The organism is Pseudonocardia xinjiangensis (genome assembly GCF_012911925.1).
Taxonomy (GTDB): Bacteria; Actinomycetota; Actinomycetes; order Mycobacteriales; family Pseudonocardiaceae; genus Pseudonocardia; species Pseudonocardia xinjiangensis.
In genome coordinates this window covers 1-22,401 of the sequence record NZ_JAAXKY010000053.1, presented here as the reverse complement: position 1 = coordinate 22,401, position 22,401 = coordinate 1, and the positions used below count along the sequence as shown (strand labels likewise).

Here is a 22,401-nt window from a genome sequence, read left to right as displayed (position 1 = left end):
TGCGGCTGTCGAGCGGCCGTCTGATCTCCTGACGAGGGGACCAGCCCGGCTGATGCCGGCCGTCGAGTCCGGCACGTGGCGGGTCAATGCCGTAGCAGCGGTGGCGGGCCGGCGTGGCCGTGGTGGTGTGCGGTGGATCAGCCGTCAATGGCGCCGGACACTCCAGATCCGCTGTTCGAGCGAGAACCTGGTGCTTGGTGACCCGTCGGGAAGCGATCGAATGCCGCGGGTAGCGGACCCTGCACAGTTCAGCTAATTGTGAGCTTCGTCCCCTTTCGGGGTGGCTGAGGGGTGCCGGCTATCAGCTGCGACAAGGTCGAGTAGTCCGGGAAAACGGATGTCGAGGTCTGCTCGACGCAGCATTACTTCGGCGCGATTTCCGTAGTCGAACTGCGTGATCAGACCTGACTCGCGGAGAACCTTGAAATGATGGGTCATCGTTGATCTGGGAACGCCGACGCCGAAGCTCGAGCACTTGCGCCGGGCACCGACCGGCTCGCCGAGGAGCTGCTCGACGATGGATCGCCGATGCGGGTCCGCAAGAGCGTTGAAAAGTGACCCCAGCTCGAGCTGTTCCGTGGCCGGCTGGTCCTTGGCTTCGGTCACCGCGATGTCTCCACATCCGTGCGAAATGATCCTTGATCGTACCGAGTGGCATCCCGTTGCCCAGGGCCTTCCGGCTCACCTGTCCGTACCCACTGAGCGCGGGACGTGTCCCGTCGGCCTACTGCAGTACGAACAGCTCATCGGCCATCTCCTCGATGCCCGTGGCGGGGCGGCCCAGCAGGTGCCCGAGCAGCGGGTCGACCACCTCGCCCTCCCCGTCCTGGAGCCCGTCGTACATGGCGCTCCAGTTCTCCTCGAGGTACGGGAAACTCCACGGTGGAACGCTCTGGCGCTCCTTGTGGTACCTCACCGCCTCCTGTTTCCCCACCAGTCGCAGATTCACGGCGCGGCCGGTCCTGCTCTCCACCAATCGTGCGATCTCGCTGATCGTGGTGGCCCTGGGTCCGGTCAGTCGCAGGGTCTGTCCCAGATGGCTCCGGTAGTCGGCGAGGATGGCCGCGTTCCCCTCGCCGAGTTCGTCGAGGGCTGCCCACGCGATGGCGGCGTCGTGAGGGATGACCCATTCGAGAGGTTGCGTGTCTGCCCGTCGGAAAACTCCCGACTGGAAGCCGGCGTAGTACCCCCAGGCTTGCGCATAGATGCCTTGCCGGACGATCACATGGTCCATGCCGCTCTGAGCCAGGTAGCGCGCGGTGCGGATGTGGCCCTGCTGAATGCCGATGACGCTCGTCAGGCCCGTCTCGCCGCCGAACATCATGCTCGAGTAGACCACGGTGCTGATACCGACATCTCGAGCTGTCTCGATCGCATTCCTGTGGAACTCGACGCGCTGGACGCCCGGGTCGGGGTGGGACATCAGGAAGAGCACATCGGCACCGGCGAATGCGGACCTCAGAGATTCCGGGTCGGTGTAGTTGCCGCTCCGGATCTCGACTCCGTGCTGTTGCGCGATGGGTGGGACGTGGGCCGGGTTCGACGACGAGATGACCAGATCAGCGGGCGAGATCAGCTTCTTCTCGAGAATGCTGCGAAGGGTGCGAGACCCGAGGCGGCCTGTCGTGCCGGTGAGAACGTAGCGACTCATTCGGTGATCCTTCGAAGCAGCTCGTAGGTTCGATGGTGTTCGTACCTCAGTGAGCCAGAGCGGCAGCTTCGATGCAAGTCGTAACTGCTGTGAGCTAGCCCTCGCCGCGGTGCATCCAGCAGGACGAGCAGGTGCCGAGGACCTCGACGGTGTGGGTGAGGTCGGTGAAGTCGTGCCGGGACCCGATCGTCGCGGTCCATGCCTCGAACGGCTCGGAGTGGATCGGGACGCTGTAACCGCAGCTCCGGCAGCGCAGGTAGTGGTGGTGACCGGGGTCGGGGCGGTAGCGGAAGAGCACGGTCCCGTCCTCGGCACGGGTCCTGTCGATGTCGCCGATGTCCGCATAGACCCGCAGGGCCCGGTAGACCGTGGCCAGCCCCATCCGGTGCCCCTCGGCGGTGAGCCGGGCGTGGAGGGCCTGGGCCGTCGACACCGGGCCGCTCGTACGGCGGGGGACGGCATCGGGGCGCGCCCGCCCGGTGGCCCGCCGACGGGCGATCACCACGGCGATGACGTACTCGGCGGCAGCGGAGGCCATGATCGTGAAGCTGGGCGGGAAGGTGGGCGCGGCGTAGGCCAGCACGATCCCGGCCCACGTCGCGGCCAGGGCAAGCGCCGCCGACAGCGCGAGGCCGTGCCACGGCCGGTCGGTGAGCCGCCCCGCGGCGGCCGCGGGCGCGGCGAGCAACCCGAACACGAGGAGCGCGCCCACGATCTGGCTCGTCTCCGCCGCGGCAGCGCCGACGACCGCCAGGAAGAGCGCCCCGACCAGGCGCACGGGCACCCCGCTCGCGGCGGCAACGGCGGGGTCGATGCTGGCGAACAGCAGCGGTCGGGCGATCACGAGGAGCACGACGACCAGCCCGGCGGCGATGCCCGCTGCCGTGGCCGCGGCCGCGAAGCTGATCCCGAAGATCGATCCGAACAGGACGGTGACGTTGGCGTTGCTGTTGCTGTTGGCGGCGTTCGTGGTGAACAGGGCGAGGAAGAACACCCCGACGCCGAGGACCCACGCCAGCGTCGTCCCGATGATCACGTCGTCGGCGTTGACCCGGCCCCCCAGCAGCCCGAGGACGATCCCGAACCCGACCGCGGCCACGAACAGACCGAAGCGCAGGTCGAGGCCGACGGCGAGCGCCGCGAGCGCGCCGGTGTAGGCGACGTGGGAGAGCGCGTCGCCCGCGAACACCTGGCCACGCATGACGACGAAGTAGCCGGCGCAACCGGCGAGAAGGGCGATGGAGGTGCCGGCGATCAGGGCGGTCTGGATGAACGGATGCGACAGCATGGCGATCACGACGTCTGCCGGCCCGGGCGCTCGAGCCGGGCACGGTGGGCGATGGCCAGCAGGTACACCGCGAACGCCAGTGTGGTCACCCAGAAACCGATCGGGTACGGCGAGAAGAACGCGATCGTCTCCCCGGCCCAGGTCACCAGGAGGGCGAGCCCGACCGAGAGGACGACCGCGGCAGCCGGCCTGGCGGACAGCCGGGCCGCCGCCGCGGCCGGGGCCACCAGCAGCGCGAAGACGAGCAGGCTGCCGGTGACCTGGCTGCAGCCGGCCGTGACGATGCCGAGCAGCACCAGGAACGCGACGTCCAGCAGGCGCACGGGGATCCCGCGGGCACGCGCGACATCGGGGTCGATCGTGGCGAACAGGAGGGGGCGGCCGAGCGCGACGAGCACGACCAGGCACCCGACGCCCGCGACGAGCAGGATGAGCACCTGCGCGTCGGAGACGCCGGTGATGGTGCCGAACAGCAGGTTGTTCAGCCCGGACAGGAAACCCTTGTAGAGGCTGACGAACAGGAACCCGGACGCCAGCGCGAGGGCCTGCACCGTGCCGATGCCGGCGGACTCCTCGCCGGAGCCGCCCAGCCCGGAGCCCGGCCGCCGGGCCCCCGGGAGCAGGGCGATGACCAGCGCTCCGGCGATGCAGAACCCGAAGTAGCCGACCGCCACCCCGATCCCCAGCCACGTGGCACCCGCGGCGCCCGGGAAACCGATCGTGGCCAGCGTGTGCCCGGCGAAGCTCTGCCCGCGCAACACCATGACGTAGCCGATCGCACCGGCGACGACGGCGACGATCGTGCCGGCGCGCAGGGCGTTGAGCATGAAGTGGTAGCTGAGCATCTGCTGGACGTCGGCGACCAGGTTCCAGGTCATGGCACCGACCTGCTGGGCTCGGACGGGTGGTCGGGCCGGCCGACCACCACCAGCCGGCCCTCACGGTCGCGCAGCACGTCGATCGGCGTGCCGTAGAGCATGGTCAGGGTGTCGGCCGTGATGACGTCCTCCGGCGGACCCATCACCACGCCGCTGCGCGCGAGGTAGATGACGTGGTCGAGGTAGCGCAGGATCGGGTTGACGTCGTGGGCGACCATGAGCACCGCCACCTCCTCGCTGCGGCAGACCGACTGGATCAGCGCGCTGACCGACGCCTGGGTCGTGACGTCGAGGGAGTCGAGCGGCTCGTCGAGCAGCAGCAGCTCGGGCCGGCGGACGAGGGCCTGGGCGATGAGGAGCCGTTGCTGCTCGCCGCCCGAGCACTGCCCGATCGGGCGCCCGGCGTAGGCACCGGCGCCGACGAGCTCGATCACCTCGTCGACGCGCTGCCGCGTCGCGCGGGCGCGCCGTCCCGACAGCGGGCGGGGCAGCGGGACTCCCCAGCGGTCGCCGTCCCAGCCCAGCCGGACGATGTCGGTGCCCCGGATCCGTACACCGGCGTCGAACGCCCGGCGCTGGGGCAGGTAGCCGATCGCGGCGTTGCGGCGTCCGGGCCGGGAGCCCAGCACGGTGACCTCTCCGGAGCTGACCGGAACCAGCCCGAGCAGGGTCTTGATCAGCGTGGACTTACCCGCCCCGTTCGGGCCGAGGACCGCCACGAACTCACCTGCTCGGACATGCAGGTTCACCTCCGACCAGAGGGTGCGCCCGCCAACGGCGGAACCTGCCCGGCGCAGCGACACCACGTCCGGCGCCGCGGTGACCGCCCTCAGGACCGGGGCCGCGGCGACCTTGCCCGACGGCGGCCGGATCATGAGCGGGCGCTCTGGGCCAGTGCGGTCTGCAGGGACCGGAGCTGCGCCGACTGCCAGTCCTCGAAGCTCGCGTTCGCCGGCGAGAGGGTCTCGGTCACCTGGACGACCGGGATGCCGGCCTTCCTGGCCTCGTCGACCTGCGCGGCGACGTCGGGCGTGGAGTTCTGGGTGTTGTAGACGTACACCTTGATCTGCTTGCGGGTGATCTGGTCGTCGATGGTCGACTTGTCGGCGGCTGACGGGTCGGTGCCGTCGTTGATGTCGTCGAGGAATGCCGCCGGAGTGATCAGGTCGAGGCCCAGCCCCTCCGCGAGCGGGGTCACGATGCTCTCGCTGGCGCCGATCCGGGTGCCGGAGTACGTCGTCCTGATGTCGTTGATCAGCTGGTGGTACGTCGCCAGGCCGCTGGTCTCGAACGTCTGCCGCTGCGTGTCGTAGTAGGCGCTGTCGGCGGGGTCGAGCCGCTTCAGGTCCGCGGTGATGGCGTCGGCGACCTTCTCCACGTCGGGAGGGGAGTACCAGCGGTGGGGGTTGCCGCCGTCGGGGATGCCGACGACCTGCCCGACGTCGAGGTCGACCCGGTCGGGGTCCGGGTTCGCCGCCACGGACTGCTGAGCCCACGGGTCGTATCCGATGCCGTTCTCCACGAACAGCTTCGAGCCGGCGATGACCCGGCTGTCGGCCGGCGTCGGCTCGTAGTCGTGCGGATCGGTGTTCGGGTTGCTGATCAGCGACGTCTCCTTCACGTGGCTGCCGCCGAGCTGCTGCAGGATCGAGCCCCACGTGTTGATGCTCGCGGCCACCGGGATCACCTGGCCGCCACCGCCCGCGGCCGTCGTCGCCCCTGCCGGGGCGGAGGCCGTGGGGGAGGAGGCGCACCCCGCGAGGCCCGCAGCGAGAGCGGCCGCAGCGAGGGGGACGACCAGGGAACGACGTGACGACATGCAGGCTCCAGCCGATCGGGACTCGGATTGACGGCCCGGCTCCCCAGTGGGCCGGGCGACATCGGCCACCCAACGCGAGCTGAAAATGATTGTCAATTGCAACAGTGGCGGCGTTTGCGGCATAGGGCGACAGGCCGGGATGTTCCGGGCGCCCCTGAACGCCGGGCCGGAGCGCGGTGGGGACGGTGCCGCCGACGTCCTGGCCTCAGTGGTTCGGGCTGCTGGGCCGACCGTCGGCCAGGCTCCGTGCCGAATGTGCCCCGGTCGGCGTTGCCGGCGTCAGCGTGCGCGCCGCGTGCCGGCCGTCTTCGCGATGCCGGGCCACAGCACGTCGACGACCGCCTCCGGGATCTCCTCCGTGCTCTCCCCGCGGTAGAAGGCGGCGTGGTAGCTGCCGAAGCACAGGGTGGCGATGGTGTGGATGTCGATGTCGTCGCGCACGGCGCCGCGTTCCTGGAGCTGCGAGAGCACGTTCTCGACGAGGGCGACGCGCGGTTCGACCGCGTGCTTGCGGACGATCTCCAGCAGTTCCGGGGTGCGGATCGCCTCGCCGGCGAAGTTGCCCATCAGCACCATGGCGTCCGGGTTGAAGTACGCGGGGTTCAGCCGACGGATGGTCTCGACGAGGGCTTCCCGTGGCTCCAGCCGGGTCAGGTCGGCCGTGAACAGGGCGTGTTCCTTGCGGAAGCCGTAGTCCAGCGCGTCGACGACCAGGTCGAACTTGGTGCTCCACCGCCGGTAGAGCGTGGGGCGGCTGACCTTCGCGTCGGCGGCGATGTCACCGATGGTCATGCGCGAGTAGCCGTCGCGGACGAGGCGGTCGCGGGTGGCCAGGATGATCGCCTCGTCGAGTGCTGCGTCGCGGGGCCGGCCTCCGGGACGCGGACCGTCGGCGTCGGTGTCGATGTGCTCGTTCGACGCTGCGCGTGCTCGGACCATGAACCCACCTCGTTGCCGGTGACGACCGCCCGGATCATACCCGATTCGTTACAAGGAGTGGTCGTTACGGTACGAGTTGCAGCTATGCCGCGTAACGTATCTAGGCCGTATCCACCAGCCAGCGCCGCAGCAGCTCCTTGCGCACCTTGCCGTTGCCGTTGCGCGGCAACGCGTCGACGTACTCCACCCGGCTCGGCAGGTACCACTCGGTCATGCCCTGGTCGGCGAGGTAGGTGCGCAGCTCGTCCAGGGTGACCGGCGGCTCGGTGGCCGGGACGACCACGGCGCACGCCAGCTCCCCGCCGTCGCTCTCCGGGTAGCCGACGAGGGCGACGTCCTCGACGCCGGGGTTCTTGAGCAGCTCGGACTCCACGTCGCCGACCGGGATCATGAACACCCCGCCGATCCGGTCACCGGCGCGGCCCATCAGCCGGATCCCGCCGCGCCCGTCCGGCACGGCGAGGTCGCCGGTGTCGTACCAGCCGTCGTCGTGCTCGGCGGTGACGGTCAGCTCCCCGGAGTCCCGGCCCACCGTGGCCAGACACACGCCGCTGCCGCGGACGAACAGCCTGCCGGGCCGGTCCTTCGTGATCTCGGTGACGGAGCGCAGGTCCAGCTCCATCCCCATGACGGGGCGGCCGTCGCTGTGTGCGGCCCAGTCCGGCGGGTCATCGCTGCGAGTCACCGTGCCGGTGCCGATCTCGGTCATCCCCCACCCGCTCAGCAGGCGCGCCCCCAGTACGCCCGACACCTGCGGTACGAGCTGCTTCGGGACGGTCGTGCCGACGCAGCGCACCGTCCGGAGAGCGGGCAGGCAGGCGGGCTTCCCGCCGATGGCCGCGATCACGTCGTGGACGAAGCTCGGCCCGGCCACGAGATCGGTGGTGCCGCTGCCGGCCAGCACCCGCAAGCCCAGCCCGCCCGACCAGTCGTCGAGCAGGACCATGGACGCGCCGGCCAGCAGGACGGCCAGTGCGTTGTCCTGCCCCACGATGTGCATCAGCGCATGAGGGGTGAAACGCACACTGTCGCGCCCGAAGTCGTGCACGTCGCCGACGCTGATCGCCGACGCGTACATCGTGTTCTGGGTGTGCAGCGCACCTTTCGGCTCACCCGAGGTGCCGGATGTGAAGAGAACCAGGGCGACGCAGTCGGGGTCCTCCCACGCGTCGTCGAGCGCCACGGGGTGACAGCCCTCCCACGGCGTCTCCTCGAAGAACGACCGGAAGTCGATCTCTCCGTCAGCCGGCTCGCCGATCACCACTCGGTGCCGCAGCTCCGGTAGCCGGTGCGCGATCTCACCCAACGCGGCGGCGTGGCCGAACCCGGCCCACTCGTCCACCGTGACGCAGACGCTCGCGCCGAGCAGGCGCAGCATCCGCTCCAGCTCGCGTGGGCGGATCGTGGTCATGATCGGTGCCGCCACCGCCTCCAGCCGGGTGGCGGCCAGCAGTAACGCCTGCGCCTGCCACCAGTTCGGCAGCTGGCACGCCACCACGTCGCCCGGCCGCACGCCCAGCTCGTACAGCGCACCCGCGAACCGCTCGACATGACCGGCGTACTCGGCATAGCTGAGCCGGACCGACCCCTCATCGGCCCGGTAAGCCATGATCGCCGGCGCGCCCGGTGTCGCGTCCCGCCAGCGGCACAAGTCGGATATCGGGCCCGAGTCCCGCCAGAACCCGGCGGCTCGGAATCTTCGCGCCGCAACGTCGGGCGGTCGAATCGAATCGATACGCAAGTCCGGAGCTCCTCTCAGATCGCTACGAGTCGGTCGGCGGCGACGGCGAAGCCCTCGCGCAGCGACACCTCCGGCGGGGGTAGGCGCAGCGGCACGGCGGCTGCGACCAGTGCGGTGACCACGGCCACCGCCCGACGACGTCGTCGTCACCAGTTCTGCTGCCGAGCCGGTCGCCGGCAGGCACGCCGACGGCGAGTGCCCACGTCGGCAACCTTTACAGAGATGAAGTGTAACGTATCCTGGTGTCGGCAACCGACGACACCAGGAGGGCTGAGCCCATGGACAGCATGATGGCGCTGCGGGCGCACACGCGGGGTGGTCCCGAGGTCCTGGCGTACGAATCTGCGCCACGGCCGACCGTGGGGGACGGCGAGGTGCTGGTCGTGGTCCATGCGGCGGGGATCACGTTCGACGAGCTGGCCTGGCCCGAGACCTGGGTCTCCGGCGGTGTGGAGCGGACTCCGGTCATCCCGTCCCACGAGTTCTCCGGGGTCGTGGCCGAGGTCGGCGACGGTGCCGCCGGGTTGTCGGTCGGTGACGAGGTGTACGGGTTGGTCCCGTTCGACCGGGACGGCGCCGCGGCGGAGTACGTCAGCGTGCCGGCTACGAGTGTGGGCGCCCGGCCGCGCACGGTGTCGCACGTCGTCGCGGCGGCTGCCGTGCTCCCGGCGCTGACCGCATGGCAGGCGCTCGTCGACCAGGCGGCACTACAACCGGGCCGGCGCGTGCTGGTGCACGGAGGCGCCGGCGGTGTCGGCGCCTTCGTCATCCAGCTGGCGGTCGCGCTGGGGGCGAGCGTCACGTGCACGGTGCATGCCGCCGACGTGGAGTACGTCCTCGCCCTGGGCGCCGAGCGCGTGATCAACACCGACGAGGAGTCGCTCGACGCGGAGACGGGTGTCTTCGACATCGTGATCGACGCCGTCGGCCGGGAGACGCCGGAAGCCCTGTTCGCGGCGCTTCGCCGCGGCGGGCGCCTGATCACCCTTCAGGAGCCTCCCTCACAGGAGTTGGCCGACGAGTACGGCGTCACGGCCCTGTTCTTCATCGTGACCGCGGAGCGGGACGGCCTGGCACGGGTGGCCGACATGATCGACGCCGGCGCCCTGAAGGTCGGCGTCGCCGCGACATTTCCCCTGGCCGACGGCCGGGCCGCCTACGAGAGCGGCGCCTTCCGGAGGTCCCGCCCGGGCAAGACCGTTCTGGTCGTCCGGGACTGACCGGGAGCGAGTTCGTGATCTCGACGACGGCTCGCCGACGACAACTGACAGAGGAGATCAGATGTCCATTCCTACCGCCATGAGCCAGATAGATCTGCTGGAAGTCGTGCCGCCGTTCATCGCGCCGGGTTCTGCCGCGATGGTCCGGCTCCTCGAGCTGCCGCCGGGGGATCCTGGCCTCGCTCCACACCGGCATTCCGGCCCCGTTTTCGGCTACATGCTCGAGGGGGAGATGCTGTTCGAGCTCGAAGGCCAGGCGCCTTATCCGATCAAGGCCGGAGAGGCCTTCTGGGAACCGGGCGGCGACGTCATCCACTACACGGTCGCAAACCTGCTCGCGGACCGGACGAGCCGCTTCGTCGTGGTCATGCTGTGTGCACCCGGGGTCGAGATGATCACGATGGTGTCCGACGAGGAGCTCGCGACCAAGGCGCAGCAACGGATTCCTGCACCGCCGCCGTACTCGTCGAATCCTCACCATTCCGCGTGATCGACCGCCCGCTCGTTGCACGCCACCGCGATCGGCCGGCGCGTGCGGAGGTGGCGGTGGCTTCCGACGACCACATGAAAGGCTGACCATGTTTCCTGAGACTCCCGCCGCCGCGGCCGCGCTGTCCGTGGCCGCCCGTTTCCACTCACCCGCGCTGCTCAACCACTCCATCCGCTCCTACCTCTGGGCGACGATGTACGGCACGGCACACGGGATCGCCGTCGACGACGAGCTGCTCTACGTCACGGCGCTGCTGCACGACATCGGGCTGACCGAGGCGTTCGACAACTACATGCTTCCCTTCGAGATCGCAGGAGGGAACCTGGCCTGGACCTTCGGGGTGGCCGCAGGCTGGCCCGCGGAGCGGGCCTCCCGCGCCGCGGAGATCATCGTGACGCACATGCGCGACGACGTGTCCGCCACCGCCGACCCCGAGTCCCACCTGCTGCAGGTCGCCACCAGCTGGGAGGTCGTCGGACGCCGCCCGGAGGAGTTCCCGCCGGACGCGAGGGCGGAGGTGCTTGCCCGCTATCCCTGGCTGGGTTTCGGCACGGAGATACTGGCGAGCTTCGAGGACCAGGCGGGGCGCAAGCCGGACAGCGCCTGCGCGGTATCGGTCGGCAAGAGGGACATGGCCGGGCGAGTCGCCGCCAACCCCCTCGACGGCCACCGACCCGCTTGAGGCCGCGACCGACTCGTCCGGGACCGAGGCGGTGCGCGCGAATGTCGCAACCGGCGGGTGTGGCACTCATCGATCTGTGGTGTCCGGGTCGCCCGCGGTCAGGCTGATCCGGAAGTTTGACAATGATCCTTGGCTCGGCAATCTTAGCTGTGTCAATGAAATGCCGGGCACGGTCGAATCGACAGCACGAGGAGGAGCACGTGGTGGGTTTTGACCATTCGATGAACAATAGCGAAGCTACGTTCGACAACAGCGTGATGACGGAGTTCCTGGAGCGCGTCGTCACAGAGGGTGGTGCTGCCGTCGCGGGGCTCACCACGGCGCTCGGTGACCGGCTCGGCCTCTACGTGGCCATGGCCGGTGCCGGGCCTCTGACATCGGGGCAACTGGCGGAGCGCACCGGCCTGAACGAACGCTACGTGCGGGAATGGCTCGCCGCCCAGGTGGCCGGGGAGTACGTGCGGTACGACGCCGAGGGCGACGCCTACCTGCTGCCGGACGAGCACGCCGCCGTACTGGCCGACCCGGACTCACCCACCTACGCCGTCGGGACCTTCCGGATTCTCGGAGCCTTCTACGACAAGGAGGATGCCCTGGCCGAGGCCTTCCGCACCGGCGAGGGTGTGGGTTGGCAGGACTACAGCCGGGGGTTGTTCGAGGGAACCGCCACATTGTTTCGCCCGGGCTATGTCGCGGCATTGGTGTCGGAATGGCTCCCGGCACTGGACGGCGTCGTCGAGAAACTGGAGCGCGGGGCGTCGGTCGCGGACGTCGGGTGCGGTTTCGGCCATTCCACCCTGCTCATGGCCCGGGCGTTTCCGCAGTCCCGCTTCCGCGGGTACGACTTCCACGGCCCGTCCATCGAGACGGCACGCCGGTTGGCCTCCGAGCAGGGACTGGACGACCGGGTGACCTTCGACGTCGCCACGGCTCAGGACTTCCCGGGTGAGAAGTACGACCTGATCACGTTCTTCGACTGCCTGCACGATCTCGGCGATCCCGGCGGAGCGTTGCGCCGGGCCGAGCAGACGCTGGCCGAGGACGGCACCTGCATGGTCGTCGAACCGAACATGTCGGGAGAGGTTGTCGAGAACATCAACCCACTCGGGCGGGCCTTCACGGCGTCGTCGGTCATCGTGTGCCTGCCGGCGGCGCTGGCGCAGAAGGGCCCGCACGCGCTGGGGAACCACCCGGGCGAGGAGACGGAGCGCGCTATCGCCGAGGAGGCCGGGCTCCGCGACTGGACGCTCGCCGTGGAGGGGCCGACGAACCGCGTCTACGCCCTCAAGCGCTGATGCCGGGCGGAGGCGATGGGGGCCGGGACCGTCGAGCCGCGCCGATCGCCACGTACAGCCTCACCGCGCTCGACTGCCCGGACCCGCTCGCGCTCGCCGGGTTCTACAGCCGGATCACCGGATGGCCGATCGCGCCGCAGAAGTACGCCGACTGGGCTCAGCTGGACGCGGGAGGCGCCGGCGCCACGCTCGCGTTCCAGAGGATCGTGGAGGGCGAGTACCGCCCGCCGGAGTGGCCCGGCCAGGATCACCCGCAGCGCGCGCATGTCGACTTCGACGTCCCCGACCTCGACGCCGCAGAGCGCGCCGTGCTGGAGATCGGCGCCCGGAAGCACGACGTGCAGCCGATGCCGGACTCGTTCCGCGTGTTCCTGGACCCGGTCGGCCATCCGTTCTGCCTGATCAGGGCCTGACGACGGGGCATGGTCGGGCGCGGTCAGGGCCGGCAGAGCACCTCGCCGTTCACGATGGCGAACCAGCCGTCGGGGTGGGCGGCCCACTCGCGCCATGCCGCGGAGATGCCGGCGAGCTCGTCGGCATCGGCGTGCCCTCCGTCGAGGGCCTGCTGGGTGATCGCCGTGCTGAGGATGCGGTCCGCCCACAGCCCGCCCCACCAGTCCCGCTGCTCGGGTGTGGCGTAGCACCAGACGGACGCGCTCGGCGTGACGGAGGACGCTCCGGCGGCATGTGCCCAGGACAGGAGGTGGCGGGCGGCGTCGGGCTCGGCGCCGTTGCCGGTGGCGATGGCGCGGTAGATCTCCAGCCAGCGGTCGAGCCTGGGGTCGGCGGGATACCAGGTCATCGCCGCGTAGTCGGCGTCGCGCGCCGCGACCACCCCGTCAGGACGGCAGACGCGCAGCATCTCCCGCAGCGCTGCGACGGGGTCGCCCAGATGCTGGAGCACCTGGTGGGCGTGCACGACGTCGAACGAGTCGGCGGCGGCGTCGAGGGCGTAGACGTCGCCGACGGCGAAGGTGACGTTGCCGGTGCCGGCCTTCGCGGCCAGCGCGCGGGCGCCGTCCAGCGGACCGGCCGAGCTGTCGATCCCGAGCACGGGGGCGGGGGCGACCCGCTCGGCGATGTCGACGGTGATGGTGCCGGGGCCGCAGCCGACGTCGAGGACGTCGGTGCCGGGGCGCAGGTATGCGGCCAGGTAGGCGGCGGAGTTGTCGACGGTGCGGACGAGGTGCGAGCGCAGGACGCTCTCGGCATGCCCGTGGGTATAGGTCTCTCGGTCGGCGTGCATGACCTCGATGCTCGTCCCCGCTGTCCACATGGTGCAACGAGGCTCCTGAATAGTGGGAAGTCAGGTGGCTTCGCCGGCCTCCCACTGCCGGGCCGGTAGATGCACCAGCAGCAGCGCGAACGCGGCGAGGATCGTGTTCTGCAGGGCCGGCTGCAGGCCGTTCCACTGCGTGGACTGCCACATCGCGAACCACTCGCCGCCGATCACGATGAAACCGCCCGCGAACAGTGCGATGAGCATCAGGAGGCCGACCGTGGTGGATCGGCGCGCCCGGTCGAAGCCGCTCGTGCCGCGGAACGCCAGCAGCCACTGCGCGACGGCGCCGACCAGGACGACCAGGGTGAGCCCTTCCCAGGCGATCACGCCGATGTAGACCGCTTCCTGCAGCGCCGGGTTCGTGATCGCCCGGTAGGCCAGGGCCGGGTCATGGAACGTGGTGTCCATGGCGAGAACGTGCCGGACGAACTCGAGGTTCGTGCCGAAATCGGTGACATTGCCGAAGAAGACGAGCAACGTGTACAGAGCCAGCACGAACGTCATCAGGGCGGCAGCCGCGGGGAGGGTGCCGAGCGCCCCCCACCGAAAGCGACGAGCAGAACGAGACGAAACGCCACTCAACAGAATGCCCCCTGATTGCATGGAAGTCGGCGAGTCCCTGTCGGGTTCAGCCCGACACTGCCCGGTCCGGGTGAACAGTGTGGGTATCGCCACCCGCGCCATCGATCCGAATGGACCGTATCGACGCTCCATCTGTCATGGAGATATTGTGGGGGCGGTTGGGGTTTCGTCAAGTCTGCGCATAGCCTCAGGAAATGCGCGGCGGGCCTCGAGCGGCAAGAATCGGTCAGCCGGCGGAGCAACTCGGGAAGGGTCCGATGAGGTTCGCACTGTTCTCACTGATAAAGAATGCCCCGGAAGCGGTCTCAGGCACAGAACGGACCGCTCACCGACGGTTTCGGCAGGTGATCGACGAGGCCGTATTCGCTGAGCAGCTCGGCTTCGATGCGTACGGCGTGGGGGAACGACACAGCGAGCCGTATCTCTCGACCGCACCGCCGGTGGTGCTCGCCGCAGTCGCCGAGCACACCCGCCGGATGAGGTTGCTCAGCACGGTCACCGTGATCAGCCTGCTCGACCCGGTACGGGTGGCTGAGGACTACGCCACACTCGACCAGCTCAGCGGTGGCCGTCTGGAGCTCATGATCGGCAAGGGCAACGACGCGCGGGACTACCCGATGTTCGGCTTGGACGCCGACCGCAGATGGGATTACCAGGAAGAGAAGTTCGTGCTGCTGCGTCGGTTGCTGCACGAATCCGACGTGACCTGGTCGGGGAGGTTCCGGCCGCCGCTGCACGGGGTGACCGTCCTTCCCCGGCCCTTCCGGCCGTCGACCCCGATCTGGCACGGCAGCAGCTCGAGCCCGGAGTCCACCGAGCTGGCCGCTCGCTTCGGCGACCCGTTGTTCACCGCCAACCTCTTCCACCCGAAGAAGCGCTATGCCGACCTGGTCGACCACTACCGCGAGCGCTGGGTGGCGTACGGGCGGGACCCGGCCGACGCGCTGGTGGGTTCCGGGGCGGATGGCCTTTTCGTGGCGTCGACGTCGCAGGGTGCCGTCGACGGGTACCGACCCTACTTCGACGCGAGGGCTCGGTCCGCACTCCACCAGCGGCACGGATCGCCCTACCGCACGGTCGAGGAGATCATCGACGGCGGCTCGGCGCTGGTAGGAAGCCCGCAACAGGTGATCGACAAGATCGCCGATTATCATGCCTCATTCCGACACGAGGTGCTGGCGCTGTCCGTCGACGCGTTGAACGCCACCGATTCGCGCGCCGTGCTCGAGTTGTTCGCCGCCGAGGTGATGCCTGTGGTGCGGCGTGAGCTGCCCTCGACCGTGTGGGACGACAAGCTCGGTTCGCCGTGCACGTAAGGCCTGAGACTGCCGCCGTCCGGGAAACGGGCGGGAGCAAGGGGGAGAATGTCTTCCGAGCGTTCTGAGCATGACTACGTGGTGGTAGGCGCAGGCTCGGCGGGAAGTGTGATCATCCGCAGACTGCTCGACCATGGGCAGACCGTGCATGTTCTCGAATCCGGTCCGAACGCCGGCTGTGAGCTGGTGGATTCCCCGGGGAAGTGGCCGGAGCTCTTCGGCGGACGCCTCGACTGGGCGGTGACGACCGTCCCACAGAAGCATGGTGCTGACACCGCAGCGTTGTGCGCGACACGAGAAACGCCCTCTGAGCCGACACGAGCCGGCTCAGAGGGCGTCCGCAGACTTTCTCAGTCGAGGTAGTCGCGCAGCACCTGCGACCGCGACGGGTGCCGCAGCTTCGACATCGTCTTCGACTCGATCTGCCGGATCCGCTCGCGCGTGACCCCGTAGACCTGCCCGATCTCGTCGAGCGTGCGGGGCTGGCCGTCGGTGAGGCCGAACCGCAGCCGCACGACGCCCGCCTCGCGCTCCGACAGCGTGGCGAGCACGGACTGGAGCTGGTCCTGCAGCAGCGTGAAGCTCACCGCGTCGACCGCGACGACCGCCTCGGAGTCCTCGATGAAGTCACCGAGCTGGCTGTCGCCCTCGTCACCGATGGTCTGGTCGAGGGAAATGGGCTCCCGGGCGTACTGCTGGATCTCCAGCACCTTCTCCGGGGTGATGTCCATTTCCTTCGCGAGCTCCTCCGGGGTGGGCTCACGGCCCAGGTCCTGGAGCAGCTCGCGCTGGATGCGACCGAGCTTGTTGATGACCTCCACCATGTGCACCGGGATACGAATGGTGCGGGCCTGGTCGGCCATGGCCCTGGTGATGGCCTGGCGGATCCACCACGTGGCATAGGTGGAGAACTTGTAGCCCTTGGTGTAGTCGAACTTCTCGACCGCGCGGATCAGACCGAGGTTGCCTTCCTGGATGAGGTCCAGGAATGCCATCCCGCGGCCGGTGTAGCGCTTTGCCAGGGACACCACGAGCCGGAGGTTGGCCTCCAGCAGGTGGTTCTTCGCACGCTCGCCATCACGGACGATCCAGCGTAGATCACGGCGGAGCTGGGGGGAGACCTTCTCACCGGCGTCGATCGACCGGCGCATCCGCTCGGCGGCGTAGAGGCCGGCCTCGATGCGCTTGGCGAGCTCGACCTCCTCCTCCGCGTTGAGCAGCGCGACCTTGCCGATCTGCTTCAGGTAGGCGCGGACCGAGTCGGCGGAGGCGGTGAGCTCGGCGTCCTTGCGGGCCTGCCGCAGTGCCTCCGACTCCTCCTCGTCCCACACGAAGTCGCCGGACTTCTGAGGCGTGGAGGAGCGCTCCCGCTGGGCCGGGCTGCGACGGTTGGCGCCGGTGTTGGCGACCTCGTCGTCGTCCTCGTCGTCGTCGTCCTCGTCGACGGCGACCTCCGTGCCCTCGGGCACGTCGGTGACGAGATCGGCGTCGAGCTCGACGTCCACCTCCTCGAGGTCGGTCGGCTCGCCATCGAGCTCGACGTCGGCGCCGTCGAGTTCGGTGGGTTCGCCATCGCCCGCAGGGGCGCCCGCTTTGCGGGTCGAACCCCCGTTCTTCTTCGCCGGCGCACCCGTACGGGACCGCGGCGACTTCGTCGCGGTCTTGGCGGACGCGCCCGTCCGTGAACGGGCACGTGCGGGTGCGGGACTCGTCGTCGATTCGACGGTCGAGTCGATGCGGGTTGCGGAGTCTGCGGCTGCCACTAGGCCCTCTCGCTACGGTGCGCTCTGCGGTGCGCCGGGACGCGTATGAGATCCGGCTGCAGGTCGAGATGTTGTCGGATACCGCGCTGGATCGCCGTCCTGGAGCTCTCTGGAGGCCATCCCGCATCGGGGTACCGCGTCATTGTAACTGCGTGTGCTCCAGACGTCCGCGCCTCGCCACGGGAAGCGTGGACGATCTGTGTTCGGCCGGGTACACGGACGTCACTCTGTGGGGGTCATATGGTCGGATGACGTCCGTGGACGAGGCCCGTTCGACCGTACCGACCGAAACCGGCACAGCATCCGCCGACGACCCGGAAGGGTTGCGGCGCATCGCGGAGCGCCTCGTCAGGGAGGCGGCCGAGCACCTTCGGGGGCTCCCCCGTCCGTGGGACGACGACGTCGCAGGCGGATCGCCGGAGAGCTTCTCGACGAAGAGCACACCCACCGATGTGGTCACCGCCTCCGACCAGGCGCTGGAGAACCTGATCCGGGAGCGGCTCGGGCAGCTGCGGCCCGGTGACGCCGTCGTGGGGGAGGAGTACGGGGGCACCGCGGGCGGCTCGCACACGCTGTGGGTCGTCGACCCGATCGACGGCACCGTCAACTTCCTCTACGGGCTGCCCTGGTACGCGGTGTCGGTGGCGGCCGTGCGCGACGGGGTGTCCGTGGCGGGCGCCGTGATCGAGCCGGCGTCGGGGCGGCTGTGGAGCGCGTCCGCCGGCGGCGGGGCCACCTGTGACGGCAGGCCCCTGCGGGTCTCCGCCGAGTCCGACGTGTCGTTGTCGTTGCTCGCCACGGGCTTCTCCTACCGCGCGGAGCGCAGGGTGCGGCAGGTGGCGATGGTCAGCGGCCTGCTGCCCCTCGTGCGCGACGTCCGGCGCACCGGCTCGGCGGCACTGGACCTCTGCGCGGTGGCGGCGGGCTGGGCGGACGCCTACCTGGAGCACGGCTGCAGCTGGTGGGACTGGGCCGCCGGCGCGCTCATCGCCACCGAGGCCGGTGCCGTGGTGCGTACCCCCGGCCCCACCGGCAGCACCCCGCCCGACGACGGTCTCGGTGCCGACGCCCTCTTCGCCGCCACCCCCGGCATCGCCCACGAGCTCGCCGCGCTGGCGCGGGAGCACGGGGCGGCGTCCGTGTGACCACCGCGGAGCGGGCCACCCCCTAGCAGCTCGCGGAGCGGGCTTCCTCGAGCAGCGACGGATCCACCACCGGCGGGGCGGGGGCCGCATCGGCCGCGTTCGGGTCGGCGTTCGCGGAGCCGTCCGTGCCCCCGCTCGGGCCCTTCGACAGCTGGTCGAGCACGTCCTGAGCCGCCCGCGTGGGGTTGAGGTCACCGAAGGCGGTGCCCACCGCCACGTCCACCGTGTTCTCGGTACGCGCGTCGCGCACCAGCTCGGCGCAGGGGATCACCAGCGCCACCGTGCTCGCCGCGGCCTCACCGGCCGGCCCGAAGCGGACCTGGCCGATGCACTCCAGGTTCTCGTCCGGGTAGAAGGGGTCGTTGTCCGGGGGCGCCGCCTCGCCGAAGCCGAGGTCGCCCAGCTGCGCGGCCACCAGGTTGGCCTGCCCGCGTTGCCCGCCCGCGTTCAGCACCCGCACCTGGACCGACGACGGCGGGATCGGAGGCACCGCGTTGACCACATCTGCCGGCACCGGCTGACCGGGCGGCGGCCCCGCGACCGGCGGCGGGCACAGCGCGGTGCCCGCCGGTCCGGAGGCGTTCACCAGCACCGTCGTCCACGTCGCCACCGCGGCCACGGCGAGCACCGCCACCAGGATCAGCACGGGGGTGCGCCTGCGGCGCTGGTAGGGCCGGGGGCGTCGCATCGTTCCGCTCGCCATCACGCCGCCAGTCCCTCGGCGAGTACGTGATGTCCCAGCGCCACCAACGGGTCCACGCTGCCCTCCAGCCCTTCTGCCATCGACGCCGGCACCACCCCCGCGCGGACCCGCGCCAGGATGCCGGCGAGCACCACCGCCAGCTTGAACGCCCCGAACGCCACGTACCACGGCAGGGGGGCCAGGTCGAGGCCCGAGCCCGCGGCATAGGCCCGCGCGATCTCGGTCCGCCCGAGGAACCCGGGAAGCTGCGTGGGGCTGGGGATGAACCGCGCCGCACGCCAGGCCGGGCCGTCGTCGGCCTCGCGCCAGTAGACGAGGAGCAGCCCGAGGTCGGCGAGCGGGTCACCGAGCGTCGACAGCTCCCAGTCGAGGACGGCCCGGATGCGGCCCGGGTCGCCGGCGTCGAACAGGCAGTTGTCGATGCGGTAGTCGCCGTGCACGATCGTGTGGCGTTGCGTGGTGGGCAGTGCCCCGGCCAGCGCCTCGGCGAGCCTGGTCAGCTCGGTGACCGTCTTCTCCTCCACCGGGATCCCGCTGTCGCGGGCCTTCTCCCACTGCGTGACCCAGCGCCGCACCTGACGCGCCAGGAAGCCCTCCGGCCGCCCGAAGTCACCGAGCCCCACCGCCGCGGGGTCGACCTCGTGCAGCGCGACCAGCACGTCGACCAGTGCCTGGCTCGCCCGTCTGCGCTCGTCCTCGGTGGTGGCCCAGCCCGGTGGCAGCTCGCCGAGGGGGACGACACCGTCCACGAGCTCCATCACGTAGCAGGGGGCGTCCACCGGCGGCCCGCCCGCCGACGACGCCAGCACGCGGGGGACGGGTACGGGGGTGTCCGCCAGCGCGGAGATCACGCGCTGCTCCCGGCCCATGTCGTGGGCGGTGGCGGCGACCTCGCCGACCGGCGGGCGGCGCAGCACGACGGCCCCGGCCGGGCTGTCCACCCGATAGGTCAGATTCGACCGGCCACCCCCGATCGGGCGGAGCGTGCTGTGGCGCCACGCGGGGTCATCGAGGCGCTCGGCCAACCAGGCGCCGACAACAGCCGCATCTGCCCCGGGGTGCGAATCGGGGACAGCTCGCGAATCGTCGGTGACGTCGCGGTTGGAGGAGAGTGCCACGACGGGCACCCTAACGGCCGCACCAGAGCACGGCGGGGCACCGGGCGCGTGTCGAGGCCCTGAGCTACCCTCTGCGCCCCGGGGGCAGTCCGAGCACTTGACGGCGTTATATCCGATCCAGTCGCGGCCCGGGTTGAGCTGAGACGCGCGTCACTCCAATGCGGGGCACAAAGCCCTGTGCTGCCGCGTTGACCAGCCGCACGATGACGACAGGTGTGTTAAGAGGGTGGGAACGATGGCGACCGACTATGACGCGCCGCGGCGCAACGAGACAGACGACCTGGCTGAGGACTCGCTCGACGAGCTGAAGGCCCGGCGGAACGAGGCACAGTCGTCCGTCGTCGATGTTGACGAGTCGGACACGGCGGAGAGCTTCGAGCTGCCCGGTGCCGACCTGTCCGGCGAGGAGCTGACGGTCAAGGTGCTGCCGAAGCAGGCTGACGAGTTCACCTGTGCCAGCTGTTTCCTGGTTCACCACCGGAGCCGGCTGGCCGAGAGCAACGGCTCGCAGTACATCTGCCGTGACTGCGCCGCCTGACGCACGTGCACTGTCGTCGGGCGGCGCGGTGACCGCCGCCTGACGTGCGAGGCGCCGGCGATGCTGTCCGGCGCCCCGTGGTGGCGCTCCGGAGAGGACGTCACCCGATCGACACGGCCCCGAACCGGTTCTCCGGTCCGGGGCAGAGTCGTATTCGGGGTCGTGTTCGCGACTGCCCTCCGGCCCGTCCTCGTCACCTCTGCAGGGCCGCCACCAGGGCTTCCGGGTTGCGCACGCTGAAGACCCAGTAGGGCGTGGGGTCGTCGGGGTCGGTGATCTCGACGCGCACGACGGGCGCCACCCAGGCGCGGAGCATCAGGAACGCGGTCGGATCCAGCTCCGGACCCAGCGCCTGCTGCTTGTTCTCCTTCGGAACGACCTCCACGCGACCGACGTGGCGCAGCGGGATCCGGGCCTGACCGACAGCCAGCTCCGTCGCCGTCACCTGGATGCGCATGCGGCCGAGCCAGAACAGGATGATCACCAGCAGCGGGACGAAGACCGCGTAGCCGATCCACTCCCGGACGCCGGGGTAACCCATATGGATCTCTGCGCCCAGCAGCACCCCCACGCCGATGGCCGGCAGATACCACCACAGGGGCACGGACAACCGCTCGTCGAACCGGGGACTGCCGGACGTCGCAGGCGCGCCCGCCGACGGATGCTCGCTCACGGGAGCCGAGGGTAGCGTCGCCCGTCGTGCCCGGCCCTGTCGACGCTCCTCACCATGAGCCGCTCATCGCATCGCCGGCAGCCGAGCTGCCCCGATCCCCGGTCGAGGTGCTCCTCACCCGGCTCGACCCGGAGCTGCCCGTTCCCTCCTATGCCCGTACGGGTGACGCCGGGGTCGATCTGCGCTGCACGGCCGATGTCGTCCTCCCGCCCGGCGAGCGGGCGGTGGTCGGCACCGGCGTCGCGATCGCGCTGCCCGTGGGCTACGCGGGGTTCGTCCATCCCCGCTCCGGCCTCGCCGCGCGCACAGGGCTCTCGATCGTCAACGCACCGGGCACTGTCGACTCCGGATACCGGGGCGAGATCCTGGTGTGCGTGATCAACCACGATCCCCGCGAGGAGCTGCGGCTGCGCCGCGGCGACCGGATCGCGCAGCTCGTCGTGCAGAAAATCGAGCAGGTGCGGTTCGTCGAGGTCGCGGCCCTGCCGGCGTCCGAGCGCGGGGCCGGCGGCCACGGTTCCACGGGGGGACACGAGCGACTGGGTTCCGGAGAGGCGCTGTAGTGGCCCGGCGGAACCGCGCGGCCGTCGCCACCAAGGCGGACCCCGACGAGCTACGCACGGGTGGTGCGCTCGCGCTCGAGCCCCGGGACGACGACGTGCCGGCCACCGGTCCGTACGACGGGGACGACCTCGACCCGGAGATCACCGACGCCGCGGGGCTCGTCGACTTCGGCGCCGTGCGGGTGCCGGTGCCGATGCAGGGCACCGTCGCCGTCGAGCCCACCGCCAACGGGCGGATGCAGGCCGTGCACGTCGCGCTCCCCGAGGGCAGGCTCTCGGTCAGCGCGCTGGCGGCCCCCAAGTCGTCCAAGCTGTGGCCGGAGCTGGCGCGCGAGATCGACGCGTCGCTGCGCGAGGGCGGCGCCACGGTCCGGTCGTTCCAGGGGCAGTGGGGCCGCGAGCTGCACGCCACCTCCGGCGCCGCGAAGTCGGTGTTCGTCGGGGTGGACGGCTCGCGGTGGATGCTCTACGGCGTGGCCACCGGGCCCGCCAACCACGCCGAGATGCTCGACGCGGAGCTGCGCCGGATGCTGCGCGCCACCGTCGTGGTCCGCGGGCGCGCGCCCTACCCGGTGCGCACCGTCCTGCCGCTCGTGGTCCCGGAGCACCTCGCCGAGGCCATGGCCGCGTCCGAGGCCGCGAAGGCCGAAGCGGCGGCCACGGACGCCGCGCCGTCCGCCGTCCCGACGGACCAGGAAGCCCCACCTCCTCCCGC

General features: G+C 70.4%; 24 protein-coding genes. 10 read left to right on the top strand and 14 right to left on the bottom strand.

Annotated elements, in window-relative coordinates; translation table 11 throughout:
• Positions 1–252 precede the first annotated feature (252 nt).
• The 8 genes from HF577_RS17380 to HF577_RS17345 form a co-directional block, all read right to left on the bottom strand.
• On the bottom strand, positions 253–606 hold the full coding sequence (locus HF577_RS17380) for an ArsR/SmtB family transcription factor (protein WP_169396921.1): 354 nt from the start codon (positions 604–606) through the stop codon (positions 253–255).
• A 118-nt stretch (positions 607–724) separates the two neighbouring features.
• Entirely contained in the window at positions 725–1,651 is a 927-nt protein-coding gene (locus HF577_RS17375; protein WP_169396920.1) for an NAD(P)H-binding protein, read from the bottom strand.
• Positions 1,652–1,745: 94 nt separating this feature from the next.
• On the bottom strand, positions 1,746–2,939 hold the full coding sequence (locus tag HF577_RS17370; protein WP_169396919.1) for a metal ABC transporter permease: 1,194 nt from the start codon (positions 2,937–2,939) through the stop codon (positions 1,746–1,748).
• A 5-nt stretch (positions 2,940–2,944) separates the two neighbouring features.
• Positions 2,945–3,817: a metal ABC transporter permease gene (locus HF577_RS17365; RefSeq protein WP_169396918.1), complete on the bottom strand. Its 873-nt coding sequence runs from the start codon at positions 3,815–3,817 to the stop codon at positions 2,945–2,947.
• The gene (locus HF577_RS17360; RefSeq protein ID WP_169396917.1) at positions 3,814–4,692 is read right to left on the bottom strand and encodes a metal ABC transporter ATP-binding protein; all 879 of its coding nucleotides are present in this window, start codon (positions 4,690–4,692) and stop codon (positions 3,814–3,816) included. The genes HF577_RS17365 and HF577_RS17360 overlap by 4 nt, the downstream gene beginning before the upstream one ends.
• Positions 4,689–5,636, bottom strand: coding sequence for a metal ABC transporter solute-binding protein, Zn/Mn family (locus HF577_RS17355; RefSeq protein WP_169396916.1), 948 nt, complete (start codon positions 5,634–5,636; stop codon positions 4,689–4,691). The genes HF577_RS17360 and HF577_RS17355 overlap by 4 nt, the downstream gene beginning before the upstream one ends.
• 279 nt (positions 5,637–5,915) lie before the next feature.
• Positions 5,916–6,575, bottom strand: coding sequence for a TetR/AcrR family transcriptional regulator (locus tag HF577_RS17350; protein ID WP_169396915.1), 660 nt, complete (start codon positions 6,573–6,575; stop codon positions 5,916–5,918).
• Between the two features lie 100 nt (positions 6,576–6,675).
• A complete protein-coding gene (locus HF577_RS17345) occupies positions 6,676–8,226 on the bottom strand; it encodes an AMP-binding protein (RefSeq protein ID WP_281359783.1) in 1,551 nt (516 codons plus the stop codon).
• 368 nt (positions 8,227–8,594) lie between these two features.
• On the opposite strand from HF577_RS17345, the gene HF577_RS17340 reads away from it, so the two are divergent.
• From HF577_RS17340 to HF577_RS17320, 5 genes are all read left to right on the top strand, one after another.
• Positions 8,595–9,536 (top strand): NADP-dependent oxidoreductase, encoded by a 942-nt coding sequence (locus HF577_RS17340; RefSeq protein ID WP_211174423.1) that lies wholly within the window; start codon positions 8,595–8,597, stop codon positions 9,534–9,536.
• 61 nt (positions 9,537–9,597) lie between these two features.
• Positions 9,598–10,026, top strand: coding sequence for a cupin domain-containing protein (locus HF577_RS17335; protein WP_211174422.1), 429 nt, complete (start codon positions 9,598–9,600; stop codon positions 10,024–10,026).
• An 88-nt stretch (positions 10,027–10,114) separates the two neighbouring features.
• On the top strand, positions 10,115–10,708 hold the full coding sequence (locus HF577_RS17330) for an HD domain-containing protein (RefSeq protein ID WP_169396913.1): 594 nt from the start codon (positions 10,115–10,117) through the stop codon (positions 10,706–10,708).
• 257 nt (positions 10,709–10,965) lie between these two features.
• Entirely contained in the window at positions 10,966–12,003 is a 1,038-nt protein-coding gene (locus HF577_RS17325; protein WP_211174421.1) for a class I SAM-dependent methyltransferase, read from the top strand.
• Positions 12,003–12,416, top strand: coding sequence for a VOC family protein (locus HF577_RS17320; protein ID WP_169396911.1), 414 nt, complete (start codon positions 12,003–12,005; stop codon positions 12,414–12,416). Before HF577_RS17325 ends, HF577_RS17320 begins: the two co-directional genes overlap by 1 nt.
• A 23-nt stretch (positions 12,417–12,439) precedes the next feature.
• Here HF577_RS17320 and HF577_RS17315 read toward each other — a convergent pair whose 3' ends face one another.
• Both HF577_RS17315 and HF577_RS17310 read right to left on the bottom strand, forming a co-directional pair.
• Positions 12,440–13,249 (bottom strand): class I SAM-dependent methyltransferase, encoded by an 810-nt coding sequence (locus HF577_RS17315; protein ID WP_169396910.1) that lies wholly within the window; start codon positions 13,247–13,249, stop codon positions 12,440–12,442.
• Between the two features lie 60 nt (positions 13,250–13,309).
• Entirely contained in the window at positions 13,310–13,789 is a 480-nt protein-coding gene (locus HF577_RS17310) for a DUF2165 domain-containing protein (RefSeq protein ID WP_246266502.1), read from the bottom strand.
• Between the two features lie 335 nt (positions 13,790–14,124).
• Between HF577_RS17310 and HF577_RS17305 the strand changes: the two genes are divergently transcribed.
• Entirely contained in the window at positions 14,125–15,183 is a 1,059-nt protein-coding gene (locus HF577_RS17305) for an LLM class flavin-dependent oxidoreductase (protein WP_169396909.1), read from the top strand.
• A gap of 350 nt (positions 15,184–15,533) precedes the next feature.
• Here the strand turns inward: HF577_RS17305 and HF577_RS17300 are convergent, their stop codons facing one another.
• Positions 15,534–16,946 (bottom strand): RNA polymerase sigma factor, encoded by a 1,413-nt coding sequence (locus tag HF577_RS17300; protein ID WP_169396908.1) that lies wholly within the window; start codon positions 16,944–16,946, stop codon positions 15,534–15,536.
• Positions 16,947–17,194: 248 nt separating this feature from the next.
• On the opposite strand from HF577_RS17300, the gene HF577_RS17295 reads away from it, so the two are divergent.
• Complete coding sequence (locus HF577_RS17295; protein ID WP_169396907.1) at positions 17,195–18,091, top strand: inositol monophosphatase family protein; 897 nt, start codon at positions 17,195–17,197, stop codon at positions 18,089–18,091.
• A gap of 22 nt (positions 18,092–18,113) precedes the next feature.
• Here the strand turns inward: HF577_RS17295 and cei are convergent, their stop codons facing one another.
• Positions 18,114–18,779 carry an envelope integrity protein Cei gene (gene cei / locus HF577_RS17290; protein WP_211174420.1) on the bottom strand — a complete coding sequence of 222 codons (666 nt, stop codon included), beginning with the start codon at positions 18,777–18,779 and terminating at the stop codon, positions 18,114–18,116.
• Positions 18,780–18,793: 14 nt separating this feature from the next.
• Positions 18,794–19,912 (bottom strand): phosphotransferase family protein, encoded by a 1,119-nt coding sequence (locus tag HF577_RS17285; protein WP_169396905.1) that lies wholly within the window; start codon positions 19,910–19,912, stop codon positions 18,794–18,796.
• A 235-nt stretch (positions 19,913–20,147) separates the two neighbouring features.
• On the opposite strand from HF577_RS17285, the gene HF577_RS17280 reads away from it, so the two are divergent.
• Entirely contained in the window at positions 20,148–20,450 is a 303-nt protein-coding gene (locus HF577_RS17280; protein WP_169396904.1) for a DUF4193 domain-containing protein, read from the top strand.
• Positions 20,451–20,643: 193 nt separating this feature from the next.
• Here HF577_RS17280 and HF577_RS17275 read toward each other — a convergent pair whose 3' ends face one another.
• On the bottom strand, positions 20,644–21,123 hold the full coding sequence (locus HF577_RS17275) for a DUF3093 domain-containing protein (protein ID WP_169396903.1): 480 nt from the start codon (positions 21,121–21,123) through the stop codon (positions 20,644–20,646).
• 86 nt (positions 21,124–21,209) lie between these two features.
• On the opposite strand from HF577_RS17275, the gene dut reads away from it, so the two are divergent.
• Both dut and HF577_RS17265 read left to right on the top strand, forming a co-directional pair.
• Entirely contained in the window at positions 21,210–21,686 is a 477-nt protein-coding gene (gene dut, locus HF577_RS17270) for a dUTP diphosphatase (protein WP_211174427.1), read from the top strand.
• Positions 21,686–22,401 (top strand): DUF3710 domain-containing protein (locus HF577_RS17265; RefSeq protein WP_169396901.1); only part of this gene is annotated, 716 nt, incomplete at its 3' end. The genes dut and HF577_RS17265, both read left to right, overlap by 1 nt.

Bases quoted from the DNA above. Each gene is read 5' to 3' on its own strand.
- HF577_RS17350 (WP_169396915.1), bottom strand. From the start codon at position 6,575: ATGGTCCGAGCACGCGCAGCGTCGAACGAGCACATCGACACCGACGCC.
- HF577_RS17305 (WP_169396909.1), top strand. From the start codon at position 14,125: ATGAGGTTCGCACTGTTCTCACTGATAAAGAATGCCCCGGAAGCGGTC.
- HF577_RS17360 (WP_169396917.1), bottom strand. From the start codon at position 4,692: ATGATCCGGCCGCCGTCGGGCAAGGTCGCCGCGGCCCCGGTCCTGAGG.
- HF577_RS17330 (WP_169396913.1), top strand. From the start codon at position 10,115: ATGTTTCCTGAGACTCCCGCCGCCGCGGCCGCGCTGTCCGTGGCCGCC.
- HF577_RS17315 (WP_169396910.1), bottom strand. From the start codon at position 13,249: ATGCACGCCGACCGAGAGACCTATACCCACGGGCATGCCGAGAGCGTC.
- HF577_RS17280 (WP_169396904.1), top strand. From the start codon at position 20,148: ATGGCGACCGACTATGACGCGCCGCGGCGCAACGAGACAGACGACCTG.
- HF577_RS17335 (WP_211174422.1), top strand. From the start codon at position 9,598: ATGTCCATTCCTACCGCCATGAGCCAGATAGATCTGCTGGAAGTCGTG.
- HF577_RS17310 (WP_246266502.1), bottom strand. From the start codon at position 13,789: ATGACGTTCGTGCTGGCTCTGTACACGTTGCTCGTCTTCTTCGGCAAT.
- HF577_RS17370 (WP_169396919.1), bottom strand. From the start codon at position 2,939: ATGCTGTCGCATCCGTTCATCCAGACCGCCCTGATCGCCGGCACCTCC.
- HF577_RS17295 (WP_169396907.1), top strand. From the start codon at position 17,195: ATGACGTCCGTGGACGAGGCCCGTTCGACCGTACCGACCGAAACCGGC.
- HF577_RS17325 (WP_211174421.1), top strand. From the start codon at position 10,966: ATGACGGAGTTCCTGGAGCGCGTCGTCACAGAGGGTGGTGCTGCCGTC.
- HF577_RS17375 (WP_169396920.1), bottom strand. From the start codon at position 1,651: ATGAGTCGCTACGTTCTCACCGGCACGACAGGCCGCCTCGGGTCTCGC.
- HF577_RS17355 (WP_169396916.1), bottom strand. From the start codon at position 5,636: ATGTCGTCACGTCGTTCCCTGGTCGTCCCCCTCGCTGCGGCCGCTCTC.
- HF577_RS17320 (WP_169396911.1), top strand. From the start codon at position 12,003: ATGCCGGGCGGAGGCGATGGGGGCCGGGACCGTCGAGCCGCGCCGATC.
- HF577_RS17340 (WP_211174423.1), top strand. From the start codon at position 8,595: ATGGACAGCATGATGGCGCTGCGGGCGCACACGCGGGGTGGTCCCGAG.
- HF577_RS17365 (WP_169396918.1), bottom strand. From the start codon at position 3,817: ATGACCTGGAACCTGGTCGCCGACGTCCAGCAGATGCTCAGCTACCAC.
- cei (WP_211174420.1), bottom strand. From the start codon at position 18,779: ATGCGACGCCCCCGGCCCTACCAGCGCCGCAGGCGCACCCCCGTGCTG.